Source organism: Niastella yeongjuensis (assembly GCF_900110245.1).
In the GTDB taxonomy this organism is placed as follows: domain Bacteria; phylum Bacteroidota; class Bacteroidia; order Chitinophagales; family Chitinophagaceae; genus Niastella; species Niastella yeongjuensis.
Map to the genome: position 1 here is coordinate 119,034 of NZ_FOCZ01000015.1, position 17,787 is coordinate 136,820.

Here is a 17,787-nt window from a genome sequence, read left to right on the forward strand (position 1 = left end):
TTTTTATACCGGCATATAATACAACGCTTCCGGTTTTAACCGGATAACCGGCTGGCAATAACATAAACCCGACTGCCTGTTTGAATTTGTCTGAATAGTTATTGGGGATGTTTCAATTATTGTACGCTGCTGCGGTTGTTTCACCGGCATGCGGCGGTCGCGCAACATCCGTTCATACGGCGTCATACGTTGTTCCCGGGTAAGCCCCTCCACGGGCGTTTTTCTTATTTTGCGAAGGAAAATAAACAGCCCGATCAAACAACATACAAATACGATCAGGCTTCCCCGTAAATGAATGGTCTCATAACCGGGGTATGGAAGATGGATGTCTGCATTTAATCCAAAGGAGTTGATGCCAGTTAGCACCTGTTTAGTGAGCCGGTCCTGCACCAGGTAATAGATCAGTCCGCCGGCCAGTATACAAACCAATAAAATAAACAATCCGGAAAACGCTGCTCTTATCCGTTGCAATACCTGGCGCCGGGAAGGAGAAAATGCAATCACCAATGGATAGATAAGAAAAAACAATGCGGGAACTATGATCATATCGATGTCGAGCGGAATGCGAACCGGAATATCCAGGAATACAACGCTTGGACTGATTTGAACACGTCCGGCAATGTTGGGAAATTGTTTGGCCACTAATAACTGACCGGGAATAACACAAAGAACAAGTAATACCAGCACAATGGCTACTGCGGGAAATGGCCGTGACTTCCCTTGAGGAATATCCATAAAATAATTTTTAACAAATGAGCGAATCGGTTGGGCCAAAAGGTCTTTATGAACATTGCCGGGGTACAGTACACAACATCATGCACGGAAGTAGACACAAGTTTTATGCCCCAAATTTTTATTGATAAGGCAGCCCAAACTATTATGAATTTCTTTACAATCCTTAATTTCGATGCAAAGGAATAACAGCATGAAAATAGCTACCTATAATGTGAACGGGGTAAACGGGCGCCTGCCTGTGCTGCTCCGTTGGCTGCATGAAAGTTCGCCGGACGTGGTTTGTTTGCAGGAATTGAAGGCGCCGCAGGAGAAATTTCCTGAAAAAGCCATCTCAGAGGCAGGGTATCATGCCATCTGGCACGGGCAAAAAAGCTGGAATGGCGTAGCTATCCTATCTAAGTACGGGCTACCCGTTGAAACGCAAAGAGGCCTCCCCGGCGACCCGGACGATGTACACAGCCGCTATATTGAAGCTACAGTGAACGACATTACCCTTGGTTGCCTGTATTTACCCAATGGCAACCCCGCGCCCGGTCCCAAGTTCGATTATAAACTGGCCTGGTTTGAACGCCTTACCACTTATGCCGCCGGACTGTTAAAATCAAAGAAGCCTGTTATCCTTACCGGCGATTATAACGTAATGCCCACGGAAAAGGACGTATATAAACCCGAACGCTGGGTAAACGACGCGCTTTTCCGCCCCGAAACCCGCGCAGCCTTTAAAAAACTCGTTGACCAGGGCTGGACCGACGCCATCCGAAAATTATACCCTAACGATACCATCTATACGTTCTGGGATTATTTCCGGAATGCCTACGAACGAAACGCGGGTCTTCGCATCGATCATTTTTTATTAAATCCTGCAATAGAAAAACGACTGCATTCTGCAGGGGTTGACCGCGATGTACGAGGTTGGGAAAAATCAAGCGACCATGCACCCGTATGGATCGAACTCAAAGACTAACTCAGTGAGAAGAATAAGCATCTCAATACGCTATTTTGGCCATTGCGATTTGCTGTTCTTTGCAATAACAAGCCTGGAGATCAGGGGGAATTGATGAAACTAAGCAAAGTTTCCCCTGGTGTCTACGCCATCATATAAATTTTAGTTGTAACTTAAATCTTCGATCACTTCCTTTTACACGCGTCCTTAACCAATCCGCACAGTCTGGAATCTAACCTGGTAATTCATTTTTATTCATCTTAAAAAACAGGAGGTTTTATGATTGTCCGACTCACCTACATCAGTTTCACGAAAGAAAATGTAGATCAGGCTAAAAAAATTTACCGCGAAGAAGTAGTGCCTGTTGTAAAAGTTCAAAAAGGTAATCTCGATTGCAGATTGCTTGAACCTATGGACAATTCGGATGAGTATATTTCAATGACAACCTGGGAAACCAAAGCAGATTCGGATGCCTATGAAAGCAGTGGTAAATACAAGGAACTTGTAGAGAAGATAAAAAAAGACTTTGCTAAAAAACCAGTATTGAAAGTATACACAACTGAAAGCATTCTTGAACACGCGCATTAAAGTAAAAAGGGCCCGCGGGCCCTTTTTACTTTTACCATTTATAATGCTGTGCTTCCGGCACCGTTGAGATATCTTTCATTTTACCCTGCCGGTATTCCCTATACAGTTGCACAATTTCCTCGGAGTTGTCGGCAATAAAAGGACCATGGGAAACAATGTGCTCATGCAAGGGCTTTCCTGCATATAGAACAAACCGCGTGTTCTCATCGTCTGTCGTTAACCGCAATTCGCTTTCCCCTTCCTGATCAAAAAGATTCAACCAGCCTACCTGGTCTTTGTACAGCCGGGTTTTATTTTCACCTACCTGTACTGAACCTTCCAGTACATACAGGAATGTATTATAGTTAGCAGGTAACTGTTGTACAGTCGTTGCCCCCTGCTTCATGACAATATCAGCAATGATCAGGGGCACGTAGTTTTGAACCGGCGATGTAACGCCCGCGAGTGTTCCGCTGTACAATTTTATCTGCGTTCCGTTTTCATTAACAACTGGTACATGCGCCAGGGGAAGGTCCTGCAACCGGGGCTCGGCCTTGCGGTTTTCCCGGCCAAGATTGAACCATAACTGCAGAATGCGCATACTACCGGGTTTATCAATCACCTCGGTATGTACTACCCCACTGCCGGCTGTCATGAGCTGAAAGTCACCGCTTTTCAATTTATGATCGTCAGCACCTAACTCGCCATCCAAAACGAGCGTTACGGTTTCAAAACCCGCATGGGGATGGGGACCGCCTGCCGGAGTAGTATCTTTCTTATTCAGAAAATCGTCCATCAGTAAAATGAACGGATCAGTTTGTGAGTAATCACCATTCATCAACGGCCGCGCAATATGTCCTGCACCCAGAAAACCAGGCTCACCTTCGGGGTTTTCTATTCTTAACAATTCTCTTACAATTGCCATAACCTGTAATTTTATGAAGTATTAAATACTACACAAATTTACGCAAGTAATTTGTCGCTTTACGCAGCGCTATACTAAAAGGAAGTGATGGCGGAGCGGGCATATTACCGGTCACACCTGTTTTTAATAACCTGTAATAATCTCTCCTGAAAGTCGGTTAAAAGCTGGTTACCATAGTAGGAACCATACCAATTGAGGTGGCTGTTCAACTGATAAGATGAGCTCAATGCCAGCTCGGTTCTCCCATCTGGTAAAACGGTTAAATTATAATCTGCCTGAAGGAATTTAAAGTAATTACCTTTTAAAATATGCTGGTCAAAAACAGTTTTTCTGATGGTGGATGGTACCACTGAAATATTGAATCCTATATGCCTGTTCCGGTCCCAGCTTATTACCTTTTCAACGAATTGCAATCCGCCCTCAAAATGTCCCACCCGGGTACCTCCCAGGGTATCTTTGTTCAGTTCTGCATAAAGCGGCCGGGGAATACCAGCATAGTTGAAAAAACCCCGGGTGTACTCTGATTCTTTAATTTGGGACACCCGGATAATATTATTCCAGATAACCTCCGGACTTGCCCGGATGATCACTTTGGTAACAACCTTATAATTTTCAACCGTGGTTTTGAATTGTTGTTCAATGGGTGAAACAATAAAAGGCAGCAATACAATGGAATATAAGGTGCTCTTTTTGTCTTTTATTTTAACTATTATTTCCCCTGCAATAAAACCGGCAAACGCTGCAGCTACAACATAGGGGATCAGGATGATCCAAAGACAGATGATGTCTTCTATCCTTGTTAGAAAACACAAGAGGAAAAACACAGTAACAGTCAGGATGGGGCTGCCTATGCGAAAAACATAACTTTTTTGAAGCAGCTCTTTCGATGCAAAAAACAAAGGGATGATCCCTATCACAACGGGTGTTACCCAAATAAAGGTTACCGTAAAAAGGCTAAAAGGCGCATCTTCTCCATTGATATTAAAAACCAGTCGAAGTACCAGCGCGTATATGGTCCCGGCAATAACGCCCAGGCTTCTTGTAAAAAAGAGTACCACTGTTCTCATAGTAATAAATTAACGTATGAGTGAACACGAAAGTACTCTTTTTCGAAAATTTATTTAGTGCCTGCCCTACTCACTCCAGGGTGATTGCAAAATACAATCACAAAAGTTTTTCCGTTGAAAACCAGGGATCATAAACGCACACACATCCGCCTTGATATTACCAAAAGTAGTATCCGTTTTATGTTTAAACCCATCAAAGAAAGTAGGAATGATGTTCTTTTTAAAACCATCACGGGGGAATTGTTTGATAATGGCTTCCCGGTTCTCCGCAGACAGATCCTCATATCCTTCACCCATTACATCCAAACCAACGCCGGAATACAGCAACGCAACTTCCGGTTCTTTATATTCTGCCACCCCAATAGTAGTATGCAGCGCAATGGAATCCCAAACCAGCTGCTGTGTCGATGCGGGCAATCCCTGTTCTTTCAAAAAGGCACGGGCCGCATTGGCGCCATCTACTTCAAATCTTTTATCGGCACTGCTGTAATGCGGGGTAAGCCCCAGGTCATGAAAAATGGCACTCACATACAACAACTCCGGATCGAATGGCAACTTTCTGTTCCGGCCATTTAAAGAGGCAAATACAAATACCCTTAACGAGTGGTTGTAAATGAATTCAGTGCCATGTTCCAGCAAAAGCTCGGTGGCTTGTTTTGCAATAGCACTGTCGGGAATGGTAATACCCGCTACTGCCTTTGGTCTGTTTACTGACATATACTTTGCTTTTATTTTATACAAAGCTATTCGGCAGCGTGTAGTTGGAAAATACCAGAAATTACATATCAGATACCAATTTTTACAAACTGGTCGCGGTACTGATTGGGACTATATCCCGTTTGATTTTTGAAAAAATTACTGAACTGGTAAGGATTCGAAAAATGCAGCTGACCGGCGATCTCCTTGATGGAGCGGGAAGTAAACTGCAGGTCTTTTTTTGCTTCATTAACCAGGTGTTGCAGGATCATTTTTTTGGCATTCTTACCCCTGCCCTTACACAGGTCAGAGAGTTTGCGGGTAGTAACACCCAATGCCTCGGCATAGTCGTCTACTTTATGAATGCTGTTACCCTTTTCATTGATGAGGGCCACAAACCGTTCAAACAATTTGCTGTCATAGGAAGGGGTATCGGCCTTAAGCAAAAAATGAATATTGGCCATTTTTATGATGATCACTTTCAGGTAGGCTGCCAGCACATCGGGTTTATTGGAATAGTCGGGCAATTCAAAATCACTAACGGTGAGCTCCAGCAATTCGAGCAGGTGATCGAAGTGTTGTTTATCGGGATGAAGGGTATAACTATCCAGGCTTCTGTTGAACAGTACTTCCTTGCAGTTGTTGGCACTGAGCGGGGTCTTTTGCCAGAACGATTCATCAAATTGAACTAAATAACCACTGATAACATTCTCTCCAAATACAACGGACTTATCCTTACAGATCAGGTACACCATGCCTTTTGACATGGTATAAGGCGCATTGGCCAGTTCCAGTTCGCCCCTTCCCTTTTCAATAACCAGTATTTTGTTAAAATGTTCCCCGGTTAGTTCTTTGGGTTCAAAACATTTGTCCCGGAATTGTTCAATGGTAAATACATCCCTGATCTGCATGGAAAGTAGTTTTACCCGATAAAGCTACAATCTTCGACCGACATTACACTTTTCCATATAATGCCTTCCATTTATTATCTTTAACCCTATGGAAGCTCTGTTCAACAGCCTTGCCTTTTTTGTTCCGGTTGGAGAACCTGAAAAGGAAATCATTGCCACGCTTTTTACTGAAAAACAGTTTAAAAAAGGAGAACCCTTTTTACTGGAAGGAAAAGTTTGCCGGCAGGTAGGTTTCATTAGTAAAGGCCTGATGCGCTATTTCCTAACCCGGGACGGCGAAGAAAAAACCTTCTATTTTGCCAGGGAATACGAGTTTGTGAGCAATTACGAAAGTTTTGTACCGCAAATACCTTCACTTAAAAGCATAGAAGCGCTGGAAGATACAACAGCCTATGTGATCTCTTACGATAACCTGAACCGCCTGTATGCCACTATGGCCAATGGGGAGCGCATGGGCCGGTTGATCATGGAACAGGTTTTTGTACAGGCTTTGCAAAACCTCAATTCTTTTTACTCAGATACCCCCGAACAACGTTACGAAAAACTGCTGCAGACCCATCCCGATCTGCAACAACGTATTCCCCAGTATTATATAGCATCCTGTGTTGGAGTGAAACCGCAGTCGCTCAGCCGGATCAGAAAAAGGCTTTCCCTGCGTTAATTAACCTGGGTGCACGAAAAAGTTTAAACGGGAGATGACATTTGCAGTATAAACATAATGCAATGAAAAAAATCACCCACACTATCGCGTACTGGATCTGTTTATTGACCGGCCTTGGTCTTATTTTTATCGGCGCCCGTTTCTTCTTCGTCCCTGTAGCAGCAGAACACGCCTTTGGCATTCAGGTTAATACCGGCAGCAATTTCTCTTTCCATTATATCAAGGGTATACGTGATATCTTCTCAGGATTGATATTGACCGCGTTGCTGCTTGCCCGTCAATACCGCGCATTAGGTATCCTGTCGTTGTGTGCGGTCATAATCCCCGCCACTGATATGAGCATAGTAGCTTTACAACCCACTGTTCAAACGGCTGCCCTCTACCCCCACCTTTCTGCAGTGATCATAGCCATCCTGCTTGGGATTTATTATATACGGGTAAAAGTTGAAAAAAAGGTTTAATCCCTTTCCCATTTACGTGTTGTTGACCCGTTTTGCCGAACCACCAGCCAGCCATTGCTGGCTGCTTTTTTTAACACGCGTTTTCTTAATTTTTTGGGATAAAAGATCTTCCGGTAAGTTTTGCCATAACTATAGCGGGGTAAAATGTTCAACTGGCCCAGAATATCGTATGCAGCCGCGCCGCAACGCATTCCTATAAACGCATAGTCGTAGGGCGTTTCCTTTAAATAAGCGGCCGTAATGCTGTCGAATTGCTGTTTCTGCTGGTGGGTTATGTGAATGTAAACAACTGCTTTTTTTACACTATCGGGATTGTATCGAAACAGGGAATAGAATTGTTTTTCCGTATGAACGCCATACCGGCTGTGCCTGTTTTTCTTTTTTGCAAACCAATGCAGCTTCCCTTTTTTCAGGAAGTTTACAATTCGGTCACTATCGCCTTCAATGCCTACATGCCCTCCTAAAACACCACCAAACCATTTCCGTTCTGTTTCCTTATACTTTTTCAAGGGTTTGGAACCATAAAGAAAATGCACTTTTAAAAAGACCGTGTCCTGCGAATGCGCCCGGGTCCAGACAAAGCAAATAAGTATGATCGTTACCAGCCTTACCAATATGCACCTAAATTTCTGCTAGTATACGATATTTTTAATAATTGTTGATTGCCAAAATGGGATGTATATTCGCAGCATTAAAATCTCCTGATAAAATATTGATAGGCTCATTTGTCCGGCTTTTCTTACTGAAAAGTGGGAATGGTTATTTATTTATCAATTTTTATTCATTGAGATTATGGACCATAAAATAAAGATCGCCGTAATTGGCGGTACAGGTAAATCAGGCAAATTTCTTGTTCAGGAATTAATTACACAAGGCTTTCCCCTTAGGCTGCTCCTTCGAAACCCCGCTTCATTTCAAACTACCGAACCACTGGTTGAAGTTGTTCCCGGTAATGTTACTGATTACGCCGCTGTAAACAAACTGCTGGAAGGCTGTCAGGCGGTTATAAGCATGCTGGGGCTGGGTATTCCGGCCAGCGAGCCCACCATTTTCAGCTTGTCAACTACTCATGTGCTACGCGCTATGCAGGCCTGGGGAATTCAGCGGTATATCGTTACCACGGGATTGAATGTTGACACGCCTTTTGACAATAAAACCGGTAAAACAGCCCTGGCCACCGATTGGATGAAAAACACCTACCCGGTTTCTACGGCCAATAAACAACTGGAATATGAACTGCTGGCGAGTAGTTCGGTTGACTGGACACTCGTACGGCTTCCGATGATCGGGTTAACAGCTGAACGCAGCGGAATTGCGGTGAGCTTAACGGATTGCCCGGGTGATGCCATACATGCAGGTAACCTGGCGAATTTTCTTATTGAACAACTCTTTGCTACAACCTGTGTAAAAAAGAGCCCGTTCATCGCCAATGTATAAATTTGAAACAGTGGGTCTGCAAGGGCTCACTGTTATTTTACCCTTTCAGATACGTTGTACCAGTTCCATTCCCAGGTTTTACCCTTATCGGTTGAAAATGCCTGACTCCAGATGGGGCGTTCTTTATTGCGCGCATCCCAGCGAAACACCACCAGAATTGGTTTTCCATTGTAGGTGTCTTTACAAAAGAAATGACCAATATTGTTTTCGAAGGAACCTACCATCGGCGGATCCAACACCCCCACATTACTGGCAACCCAATACAAACTCCATAACCTGGTTTTAGGATCAAAAGTACGCAGCGTAAAGCCTTCAAATGCCTGCCCTTCCATCCCGGGCATTTCGGTGGTACGGTACGTATCCACGTTTCCTTTCCCGGCCAGAATGGGCTCGTTTTCGTCCCAGGAAACAAACTCCGTCCAGTCGTGGCAGTTTACCAGCCGTTTGTTCAGCCGGCGGTGATACATTTTCCATTTACCGGCCAGGAAATCAAAATCATTATTGGCAGAAGTAGCCGAGGCGGTTACTATCAGGGCGCCTTTTGCGTCAAATTGTACAGGCGGAATGGCAACGGAGCTGTCTGTAGTCAGTTCCGATTGTTGGGCCAGCACCATTTGCGTGGCAATGGTTAACAGGAATGTGATGGTGTATTTCATAGTAAGGGTGTTGTTGTAAAAGTTAAGGCATTTGCCCTCGCAACAGGTAACCCTTGTTATTGCTGGTTATTCGCAGTGACCGGTGGCATTCATACAGGCCGTTTTTGTCATTTACATACAAAAAACGGTCGTTGACATACATGGCAGATTTTTCAGCGTGCGTGCAGGATAAGTTTGCACTCCATCACTGAAAAATTTATAACTAGTTAAATAGGGAGACGTATAAATACAATTGAGCCCCGATTTCAATCGGGGCTCTTGTTATTTTAGAATTACATCAGTCCTTCTTCCAGTTTATTCAGTAACTCAAGACCGAACCCTGAAATAAAGAAGCGTTCTTTTTTATTATTGAGCAATTGTTGGGTCCAGGTAACCAGGCCGCCGTCAGCAATTTCAAAGTCACGCTGCTGCAGGGTGATCACTGCTTTGAACTGAAGCCCTTTGTAATAATTGTTAGAACCGGGGGTTTCATCCCGGGTAACTTCCAGTGCTGGAAATTGTTGATGAAGATGCTCCAAAATGGCAGGGATAAAAGTATCCGGGTAGCCTTCCCGTTGCTGCAACCTGAACCTGACCGGGCCACAATCAAAGACATTGGTCAGCACATCTCCCAGCGCTGCAAAATGTTCGGCGATCGCTTTCTTTTCGAAAGCAAAATTCCCGGTATCGGCACCTGATGATACCAGGCAGCCGATGGTAAAATGCGGAGAGAATCCTTTTATTTGAAAAGGCTGCGACCGCACATGCCGCTGCGTAGTACAGTATTTTATGTGGCCACCGCCATCATTGCTTTGTTGCTTTTTCTTTTGACTGCTGATATACATCGCCAGTGCATTGGTTGCATCGGACAGTACCTCACAGTTGCGTAAAGCCGAAACCACTTTATCCTGGTCAACTGTTGCCACCACCGAACAGGTACCCAGCTGGCTGAGCGGCGATACCTGCAATGGCTTAAACTGATGGCCAGCCAGGCATTTTAATGTTTGTACCGATTTTTCCAGCAAATGAATAAAGTCTGTTTCCGCCGGTTGCACAAAACGGTTCTGTTCATACTGCTTCAGCAGCTCGGGCGCCGTAAGCTGCTGTGCCCGGCGCGCAAAAACCTCCAGCAACAGGGAGGTCAGGTCAGTGCCCGATAGTTCATCGGCCAGTATACTGATCAGCTGCTCGTTTCCCGTGCGTTGGGCAATTATTTTTCCTATGGATTGTTCCATATGCAAGATTAATCATTAACCCGCATTCAGTTGGTGTAAAAAACGTACTTTAGAACTGCATTTTAAAAAAGACAAACTTCCGGTAACGATGCAAGCCAAACAGACCTTAGTTCGTATTCTGATCATTGTAAGTTTTCTTCATATATCAGGAATTCCCCATGCCCTCAGTCAGCAAAAAGCAACATTTAATGTGTTGGCTTTTTACACCGCCAAACATGACCTGGCGCACATCAGTTTTGTACATGAAGCCAATAAATGGTTCGCCCAACAGGCAGCCCCGTATCATTTCCAATACGATTCTACCAATGACTGGAGCCTGCTGAACACGAATAATCTTGCCAAATACCAGGTGGTTATTTTCCTGGATACGCGTCCGGATGACAGTACCCAACGAGCCACCCTGGAAAATTATATGCAGCGGGGCGGCGGTTTGCTGAGTTTCCATTTTGCCGGTTTTGCCTTAACACCTTCTACTTATCCGCAAAACTGGGACTGGTACCACAATACCCTGCTGGGCGCGGGCCAATACAGCGGTAATACCTGGCACCCAACGCCTGCTGTCTTACGGGTTGAAAACAGCAAACATCCTGTAACCCGGCACCTGCCTGTAACCTTTAAATCTGCACCGAACGAATGGTATAAATGGGAGCATGACCTGCGGAAAAACCCGGATATCGAAATATTGCTGTCCATCGATTCAACCAGCTTTCCCCTGGGCACAGGCCCTAAACAACACGAGATCTGGCATTCAGGATATTACCCCGTAGTATGGACGAACAGGAAATACAAACTGTTGTACGTGAACATGGGGCATAATGATATAGATTACGACAATAAAACCAATAAGGAATTGTCCTTTCAGTTTGACAACAAGGATTATTGCCAGCTGATCATCGATGGCCTGTTTTGGCTGGCAGGCAAGAAAACAGGAAAAGGTACCTTGTATACGGTTGCCAGGTAGTTTATGCAGGCAGGTAGAGGTGAATGGTAGCGCCTTCGTTTTCCATTCCTTCAGCTGCAATAAGGCCATTATGGTTCTCTACTACTTTTTTGGCGATGGCCAGGCCTATACCGGTGCCTTCATAATCTTTGCGGCCATGCAAACGCTGGAACAAACCAAATATCTGCTCGCTGAATTTAGGATCAAACCCGGTGCCATTATCGGCGATGGTAATATGCCAGTATTTCCTGTCCGCATTAACATTTGGTTTGTCGATCTTTTGACTATCCACCACCTCGCTTTTTATGGTAATATGTGGTGGCACGCCTGGCCGCGCAAACTTGATGGAATTGGTAAAGAGGTTGGTGAATAATTGTTTAAACTGGAAAGGTATAATAGATAACACAGGCAATGGCCCGCAGTCGATAACCGTACCGGTGGCTGTTATTTTCTCCAACAACTCCTGCTTCACTTCTGCCAGCAGCAGTTTGAGATCGGTCTTATCAAAATGCTTTTGCGAAGTATCGGTGCGGGAATACGTCAGCAGATCGTTTATCAGCAGCTGCATTCTGCTGGCAGCATTATCCATTCGGTAAAAGTAGTTTTTCCCTTCCTCGCTCAGCGAATTTATTTCTTTTTCCAAAATGCGCTTGCTGAACATCTGGATCTTGCGCAAAGGTTCCTGCAGATCATGGCTGCTTACATAAGCAAATGAAGTAAGCTCTTCGTTCATTTTGGTAAGCTCGCGGTTCATTTCTTCCAGCTTTTTAGCATACTTCTTCTGTTCGGCAATATCCATCAATGCTTCGGTTCTTATCTGTTGTGTTTTTATCTGGGAGGCAATGCGGGAGATCAGTTCTTTTGAAGAAAATGGTTTGGTCAGGTAATCATCCGCACCGGTTTCCCACCCTACGATCTTCGATTCTTCACCTGCACGGGCAGTTAACAAAATAACAGGGATATGTGCGGTGGTTTTGTTTGCTTTTACTTCCTGCAACAATCCGATACCATCCAATATCGGCATCATGATATCACTTAAAATAAGCGCCGGTTGCTGTTGTTGTATTTTCTCCAATGCCTCCTGGCCATTACCGGCAGTGATCACCTTAAAACGAGTCCTTAGTACAGCCTGCAGGTGATCACGCATATCGGCATTATCATCCACTACCAGCACCATTGGCAAACCGTTGCTGTCAGCGACTTCTACTTCATGTAAGGTGTTGTTCTTTACCAGCAACGTACCGGCTTCTTCCACATACATCCTGGAAGCCGGCATACCATTGTGGTAATCGAGGTCAACCGACGTTATTTGCTGTTGTGGCAGGTGTTCCTTACCCAATGGCATCCGAACGGTAAATGTACTGCCTTTCCCTAACTCACTTTCAACGCAGATTTCTCCTTTATGCAGCAACACAAATTCTTTAATTAATGACAGACCTATACCAGTGCCCTCAAAAGTGCGGCCCGTTACCTGTTGCACGCGGTGAAAACGTTCGAACATATGTGGCAGTTCTGCTTCGGGAATACCAATACCGGTATCAATGATCTTAAGCACCGCATACCCGCCTGCTTCCGCCAGCTCCACTGTAATACTGCCCGTAAGGGTATACTTGAAAGCATTGGACAACAGATTAAAAACAATCTTCTCCCACATCTGCCGGTCAACGTATACCGGTTGAATAATAGCATCGGCTTTAATAATGAGTTGCATACCGGCCTTCTCGATAACGGCCCTGAAATTGGCAGCAAGATTGCCAGTCAGGTCAACCAGGTCGGTAAGTGTATAACTGGCCTGTTGCCTTCCCGATTCAATCCGGCTGAAATCGAGTAAGGTATTTACCAGCTTGAGTAACCGAAGCGCATTCCGGTGGGTAGTTTCCACACTATGTTTCTCAGTAACCGACAAATTGCTCACAGGCTGGTTGAGTAATTCTTCCAGCGGGTTCAGTATAAGGGTAAGTGGTGTTCTGAACTCATGGCTGATGTTACTAAAGAAAACAGTTTTTGCTTTATCTATCTGTTTCAGTTCTTCTGCCCGTTTTCTTTCTTCTTCAATGGCCAGCAATTTATTGATCTCCAGGGAAACCCGTTCACCGATCAGCTCACAAAATTGTTTGAAATTATTATCAAAGAGGCGGTAAGGGTTCAACGCAGCAAAAATGATAGCATAGGGATGGTTGCTGCCTACGGCCGAAATAGGTATATAAACAAATTTTGTGGCAGCTGCTTTCCACTCCCCCTTTGGAATTTCCTGGTTGAATGTATTTATTTCAGAAACCGTTAATTTATTAGCGGCATAAGCGTGGCAAAATTCCTGCGTTTCCGTTGTGGGAACATCCAGGTCAATGACTGCAGGCAGCAGGTATCGCTCATTGTTCGTGCCGGCTGAAGCGGTGAGGGTAGCCGTATTGCCATTCCCATCTAGTTTGTATACCATGGCAAAAGGAAAGTCCCTATTGTTTTTCCCTAATACTTCGCCTAAGTTCCGGTAAATAACCTGTAATGATTTTTCATCAAATACAATGGCGCCCAGGTCACGTAAGGTTTGTAACGACCGTTCATTAATGATCCGTTCGGTATTGTCGGCACAAACACAGAACAGGCCTTTCATGGTGCCGCCATCACCCGGTACGGGGCTATAACAAAACGATACATACACTTCTTCCTGGTATCCTTTACGCTCCATAATAAACAACATAGAATCGTCATAAGTACCTTCATTTTGCTCTACGCTTTTTATCTTGGGAAGCAGCAGGTCCCAAACCTCAGTCCATACATCCTCTGCTTTGGCGCCCAGCGCGGTTGGATGTTTTACCCCCAAAAAATGCGCATATTGATCATTATATATATTGATAAGAGAAGGTCCCCACCAAACAAACATGGGTTGTGCCGAGGTAAGAATAATACGAACGCAGGTCTTTAAACCCTGATCCCAGGTTTCCGGGTCTCCCAATGGTGTGCTTCCCCAGTCGAAATTGCGGATCCGTTCCCCCATGCCACCACCACCTGATAGAAAATCCAATTGATTGTTTATAGATATATTCTTTTCCATGTTGCTGTATGCCTTGGTACAAGCATATTTTGTATTGCATTGCTACCTCAGGATGAGTAATATGTTACCCAGCAAAAGGCAAAAACGCCTACTGTCAATAGAACCGGTCTACTCATTCAATCCATTCATAGTAAGCATTTGCAACAAAACGCTTTGTCTTTGGTGTTACACTTTCAAATGATATGCCATTGACCAGCCGCCTATTTCTTAATAGTCCGACAAAGACGTCATAAACGACACGGCCGGGTTTGAACACGGGTACACGCAGGCACAGTTTTTTTCCTGTATCTGGAAATACATGGTCATGAAACCGATCCAGACACTACCCGGCAGCGAAAAGCAAATGGACCATAAACCTATAGTGGATGATATAACCCATCAGCCCGCAGGTAAACTAAAAAACAAGATTGCCCTCATCACCGGCGGCGACAGCGGCATCGGTAAATCGGTAGCTATTCTGTTTGCCAAGGAAGGCGCAAAAGTGGTCATCAATTACCTGAACGAACATGAAGACGCCCAATCAACAAAAACACTCATAGAAAAATATGGCGGGGAAGCATTGCTGATACCCGGCGACATCAGTAACGAAACATTTTGCCGGCAGCTGGTTGAAAAAACGGTAAAACATTTTGGCCGCATAGATATCCTCGTTAACAATGCCGGCACCCAGCACCAAACGCAAAGCCTGGAAGACATCACCACCGAAAACCTGATCCATACCTTTCAGGTGAATGTATTTGCCATGATCTGGATCACGCAGTCGGCCTTGCCCCATATGCCCAAAGGCAGTGCCATCATCAATACCACGTCAGTAACTGCCTACCAGGGCAATGCCCTACTGTTGGATTACAGTGCCACAAAAGGCGCCATTGTCGCATTTACCCGCAGCCTCTCGGCCAGCCTCATCAATAAAGAGATCAGGGTGAATGGCGTGGCCCCTGGCCCCATCTGGACACCCCTCGCCACTGCTACCAATGACAAAGAAGGCAACAAACACCATGGCGAAAACACCCCTTTACAAAGGGCAGGCGAACCGGTTGAAGTTGCCCCCAGTTATCTTTTCCTGGCATCGAAAGATGCTTCCTATATGACCGGACAGGTACTGCACCCCAACGGTGGTTCCATCATAAATGGATAACATTATAAATGAGCAGTAACGGCAGCATGTATTTGCCGCAACACCTTGTCGCGGGTATTATTGTAGCCCATCCCGATGGTATTGTCAATCCAGCAATGCACTTCCATTTTAACCGTATCGCCATTATAGTCGGTAAACAGTATTTGTACTTTATCATCTTTTACCTCTGGCACTTTTGCCAATGCGTCTCTTATTTGTTGCTCAATGGCCTGCAGGTCCAGTTTACCAGACAGGGTCAGCACCACATCGATGCGCCGTTTGCCACTCAATGAGTAATTGGTAATTGGTTTCTGGAATATTTCCTTATTCGGCAACATAATGTGCAGGCCATCAAAAGTGCGGATGGTAGTAGACCGCAATTGTATCTCTTCCACAATTCCGGTAAAACCGTTTGTATCTACAATATTCCCAACATCGAAAGGTTTTCTGAAAATGATAAACACCCCCGAAATGAAATTGGCGGTGAGGTCCTGGAATGCAAACCCCAGGGCAAGCCCAATAATACCAGCACCTGCCAGCAGGGAAGCAATGGTTTTTTCAAGATGCAGCAACTGCAAACTGATAAACAGGCCAACCACTAGCACCACTATAAAAAATATGGAGGAAAACAACCCGCTGATGGTAGGTTTGTGAGATACCCTTATCAACAGTTTGTTCACTATCTTCCGCAGGAATTTAGCTACAAAAAAGAAAACCGTAAATACGATAATGGCCAATAGCAGGTTAGGCAGCATTTTTATCAACAGCACTAACCAGGACTCCAACTTTTGTTTTACCAGTTCGAACCATTTTTCCATAACGGACAACATTTGATACATATCAACACTTATCCCTATAAATCAATGCCAACCCAGGTTAACAAACCAGCCTGTTGAAACGTGCAGAACAATTGGCGCTTTGGGGAAAACCTACCCCGGAGATTAACAGTTTGGCGCTTTTGGCCAAACGGCCCAAATCCGGCAATTATAACCTCGGTGACTTTGCCAAAAGACCCGATGGTAAACAGCCTCATTTTAACAAACAGGCCAGTACTCTGATCCCGGCCGGCATTACATCAGACATTGTAGTGCTTACTGACCTAACAGTTACATTCAAATTTGTTGGAATTAACTGCCCCTATAAATTTTAATGTGGCAGGTGCATTTGTAAACCAGAAAAAAGAAGTAAATTAGGTTAGCGTAAAACTTCCGGTTGCTTACAATAGAAAGGATGAGTGGTATCGCTTTCGGCAGCTGTTATTGTTAAGGTCTTTTTGATACATGCGATTAAGTACCGGCATGTATTAACACTTCTTTCACCGTGCAAACGAGTTATCACTGCCAACGCAGCACAGCAATTCAACGTATAGGTAAGAAGTGAAAGACCAAATAACCATCTGCCTTTGGCCAAAGAATAACAACACCAAATAAAGGATCTCTCAAAAGAAGCATGGAATTATTGTAGCAGGAAGGAATAGTTCGCCCGGCATAATTTTTGTTCTTTTTAAATTGGTAGTATGCACACAACGAGTGCGTTTGCAAAGTGGGGGAAAAGCATTTCAACAACTTCATTACAGGTACCGGAACGATTGATGAATTAAGGAAACACAATTTTGACCACCACCATTTTGGGAACTATCCGGAACGAAAGCATAGCTAATAACAGCATACCTTTTGCATGCATATCACCAATACATTTAAAGCAGCAGATTGCAGGTAAGCGCTGTCTAATTCAGAAGTATTAATTGAATCATATTATCCTCTTTTTAGCTCCGCCCTACTAGCCGATAATATGGATGGAACCTTTATAACACCGCTAACAAATCCGAAGAAAGACGAATTGTACAATGCTCTGTATCCTATTTACTGATCAGATCGGAACAATAAGTTATTAGCCAGATTATACGCTCGTATAAGATGACCTCTTTTTTAGTATTGTTTTTTGTAACTAAAAATTTAAGAGATATGAAAAAAGAACACACCTCCCTTTTCAGCAATCTCTTTGGTGCAAAGGGCAAACCCACAGAGTCAGAAAAATCAACTCCGGTGGTAATTACTTCTTATTCTCAACCGCATGTACTGCAGCAAAGAATGAAAGAAGAAAAACTGTCGCATGGCGAAACAGTGACAGCTAACATTTCACCGGTTAGATTGGAAAGCAACTTTGGCAAAATGGTGCTTTATTTCTGCCCAATGCAATCAATCGAGATCACTGAAAAGGTTAATGCCGGTGACGGAGGCAGCTTACCGGCCGAAGCAATCATTGATGGACTTACAGTTCCAGGAAACTGCAAGCCCGGCTTGTACACATTAAAAAATGTAACATTATCCTCTAACGGAACCATGCAGGTGATAGCCACCGAAAATACCATGTGGGAAAGCGTTTAATAAGCGTAACTGGTATAA

At 44.3% G+C, this 17,787-nt stretch carries 19 protein-coding genes; 9 read left to right on the forward strand and 10 right to left on the reverse strand.

Going from position 1 to position 17,787, the window contains the following annotated elements; translation table 11 throughout:
- Positions 1 to 3 precede the first annotated feature (3 nt).
- The gene (locus BMX95_RS28765; protein WP_081200045.1) at positions 4 to 735 is read right to left on the reverse strand and encodes a hypothetical protein; all 732 of its coding nucleotides are present in this window, start codon (positions 733 to 735) and stop codon (positions 4 to 6) included.
- Positions 736 to 907: 172 nt separating this feature from the next.
- On the opposite strand from BMX95_RS28765, the gene xth reads away from it, so the two are divergent.
- Positions 908 to 1,699: an exodeoxyribonuclease III gene (xth, locus tag BMX95_RS28770; protein WP_242673117.1), complete on the forward strand. Its 792-nt coding sequence runs from the start codon at positions 908 to 910 to the stop codon at positions 1,697 to 1,699.
- Positions 1,700 to 1,957: 258 nt separating this feature from the next.
- Complete coding sequence (locus tag BMX95_RS28775; RefSeq protein ID WP_081200043.1) at positions 1,958 to 2,266, forward strand: antibiotic biosynthesis monooxygenase family protein; 309 nt, start codon at positions 1,958 to 1,960, stop codon at positions 2,264 to 2,266.
- Positions 2,267 to 2,297: 31 nt separating this feature from the next.
- On the opposite strand, the gene BMX95_RS28780 is transcribed toward BMX95_RS28775, so the two are convergent.
- From BMX95_RS28780 to BMX95_RS28795, 4 genes are all read right to left on the reverse strand, one after another.
- Positions 2,298 to 3,170: a pirin family protein gene (locus BMX95_RS28780; protein ID WP_081200041.1), complete on the reverse strand. Its 873-nt coding sequence runs from the start codon at positions 3,168 to 3,170 to the stop codon at positions 2,298 to 2,300.
- Between the two features lie 104 nt (positions 3,171 to 3,274).
- Entirely contained in the window at positions 3,275 to 4,237 is a 963-nt protein-coding gene (locus BMX95_RS28785) for an SRPBCC family protein (protein ID WP_081200039.1), read from the reverse strand.
- Positions 4,238 to 4,303: 66 nt separating this feature from the next.
- Complete coding sequence (locus BMX95_RS28790; protein WP_081200037.1) at positions 4,304 to 4,954, reverse strand: HD domain-containing protein; 651 nt, start codon at positions 4,952 to 4,954, stop codon at positions 4,304 to 4,306.
- A 68-nt stretch (positions 4,955 to 5,022) separates the two neighbouring features.
- Entirely contained in the window at positions 5,023 to 5,844 is an 822-nt protein-coding gene (locus tag BMX95_RS28795) for a helix-turn-helix domain-containing protein (protein ID WP_081200035.1), read from the reverse strand.
- A gap of 88 nt (positions 5,845 to 5,932) precedes the next feature.
- Between BMX95_RS28795 and BMX95_RS28800 the strand changes: the two genes are divergently transcribed.
- Positions 5,933 to 6,505 (forward strand): Crp/Fnr family transcriptional regulator, encoded by a 573-nt coding sequence (locus BMX95_RS28800; protein ID WP_081200033.1) that lies wholly within the window; start codon positions 5,933 to 5,935, stop codon positions 6,503 to 6,505.
- Positions 6,506 to 6,567: 62 nt separating this feature from the next.
- Complete coding sequence (locus tag BMX95_RS28805; protein ID WP_081200031.1) at positions 6,568 to 6,966, forward strand: DUF4267 domain-containing protein; 399 nt, start codon at positions 6,568 to 6,570, stop codon at positions 6,964 to 6,966.
- Here BMX95_RS28805 and BMX95_RS28810 read toward each other — a convergent pair.
- Positions 6,963 to 7,475 carry a hypothetical protein gene (locus BMX95_RS28810; protein ID WP_133053900.1) on the reverse strand — a complete coding sequence of 171 codons (513 nt, stop codon included), beginning with the start codon at positions 7,473 to 7,475 and terminating at the stop codon, positions 6,963 to 6,965. The genes BMX95_RS28805 and BMX95_RS28810 overlap by 4 nt on opposite strands.
- A 283-nt stretch (positions 7,476 to 7,758) precedes the next feature.
- On the opposite strand from BMX95_RS28810, the gene BMX95_RS28815 reads away from it, so the two are divergent.
- Complete coding sequence (locus tag BMX95_RS28815) at positions 7,759 to 8,403, forward strand: NAD(P)-dependent oxidoreductase (RefSeq protein WP_081200027.1); 645 nt, start codon at positions 7,759 to 7,761, stop codon at positions 8,401 to 8,403.
- A 32-nt stretch (positions 8,404 to 8,435) separates the two neighbouring features.
- Here BMX95_RS28815 and BMX95_RS28820 read toward each other — a convergent pair whose 3' ends face one another.
- A complete protein-coding gene (locus BMX95_RS28820; RefSeq protein WP_207631576.1) occupies positions 8,436 to 9,059 on the reverse strand; it encodes a hypothetical protein in 624 nt (207 codons plus the stop codon).
- 272 nt (positions 9,060 to 9,331) lie between these two features.
- Positions 9,332 to 10,273 carry a hypothetical protein gene (locus BMX95_RS28825; protein ID WP_081200025.1) on the reverse strand — a complete coding sequence of 314 codons (942 nt, stop codon included), beginning with the start codon at positions 10,271 to 10,273 and terminating at the stop codon, positions 9,332 to 9,334.
- An 88-nt stretch (positions 10,274 to 10,361) separates the two neighbouring features.
- On the opposite strand from BMX95_RS28825, the gene BMX95_RS28830 reads away from it, so the two are divergent.
- Entirely contained in the window at positions 10,362 to 11,234 is an 873-nt protein-coding gene (locus BMX95_RS28830) for a ThuA domain-containing protein (RefSeq protein WP_081200023.1), read from the forward strand.
- A 1-nt stretch (position 11,235) separates the two neighbouring features.
- On the opposite strand, the gene BMX95_RS28835 is transcribed toward BMX95_RS28830, so the two are convergent.
- Entirely contained in the window at positions 11,236 to 14,265 is a 3,030-nt protein-coding gene (locus tag BMX95_RS28835) for an ATP-binding response regulator (RefSeq protein WP_081200022.1), read from the reverse strand.
- Between the two features lie 304 nt (positions 14,266 to 14,569).
- Between BMX95_RS28835 and BMX95_RS28840 the strand changes: the two genes are divergently transcribed.
- Positions 14,570 to 15,403 (forward strand): SDR family oxidoreductase, encoded by an 834-nt coding sequence (locus tag BMX95_RS28840; RefSeq protein WP_081200020.1) that lies wholly within the window; start codon positions 14,570 to 14,572, stop codon positions 15,401 to 15,403.
- Positions 15,404 to 15,405: 2 nt separating this feature from the next.
- Here BMX95_RS28840 and BMX95_RS28845 read toward each other — a convergent pair whose 3' ends face one another.
- On the reverse strand, positions 15,406 to 16,200 hold the full coding sequence (locus BMX95_RS28845; RefSeq protein WP_081200019.1) for a mechanosensitive ion channel family protein: 795 nt from the start codon (positions 16,198 to 16,200) through the stop codon (positions 15,406 to 15,408).
- A 74-nt stretch (positions 16,201 to 16,274) separates the two neighbouring features.
- Between BMX95_RS28845 and BMX95_RS28850 the strand changes: the two genes are divergently transcribed.
- Both BMX95_RS28850 and BMX95_RS28855 read left to right on the forward strand, forming a co-directional pair.
- Complete coding sequence (locus tag BMX95_RS28850; RefSeq protein ID WP_081200017.1) at positions 16,275 to 16,532, forward strand: hypothetical protein; 258 nt, start codon at positions 16,275 to 16,277, stop codon at positions 16,530 to 16,532.
- Positions 16,533 to 17,346: 814 nt separating this feature from the next.
- A complete protein-coding gene (locus BMX95_RS28855; protein WP_014217921.1) occupies positions 17,347 to 17,769 on the forward strand; it encodes a hypothetical protein in 423 nt (140 codons plus the stop codon).
- Positions 17,770 to 17,787 lie beyond the last annotated feature (18 nt).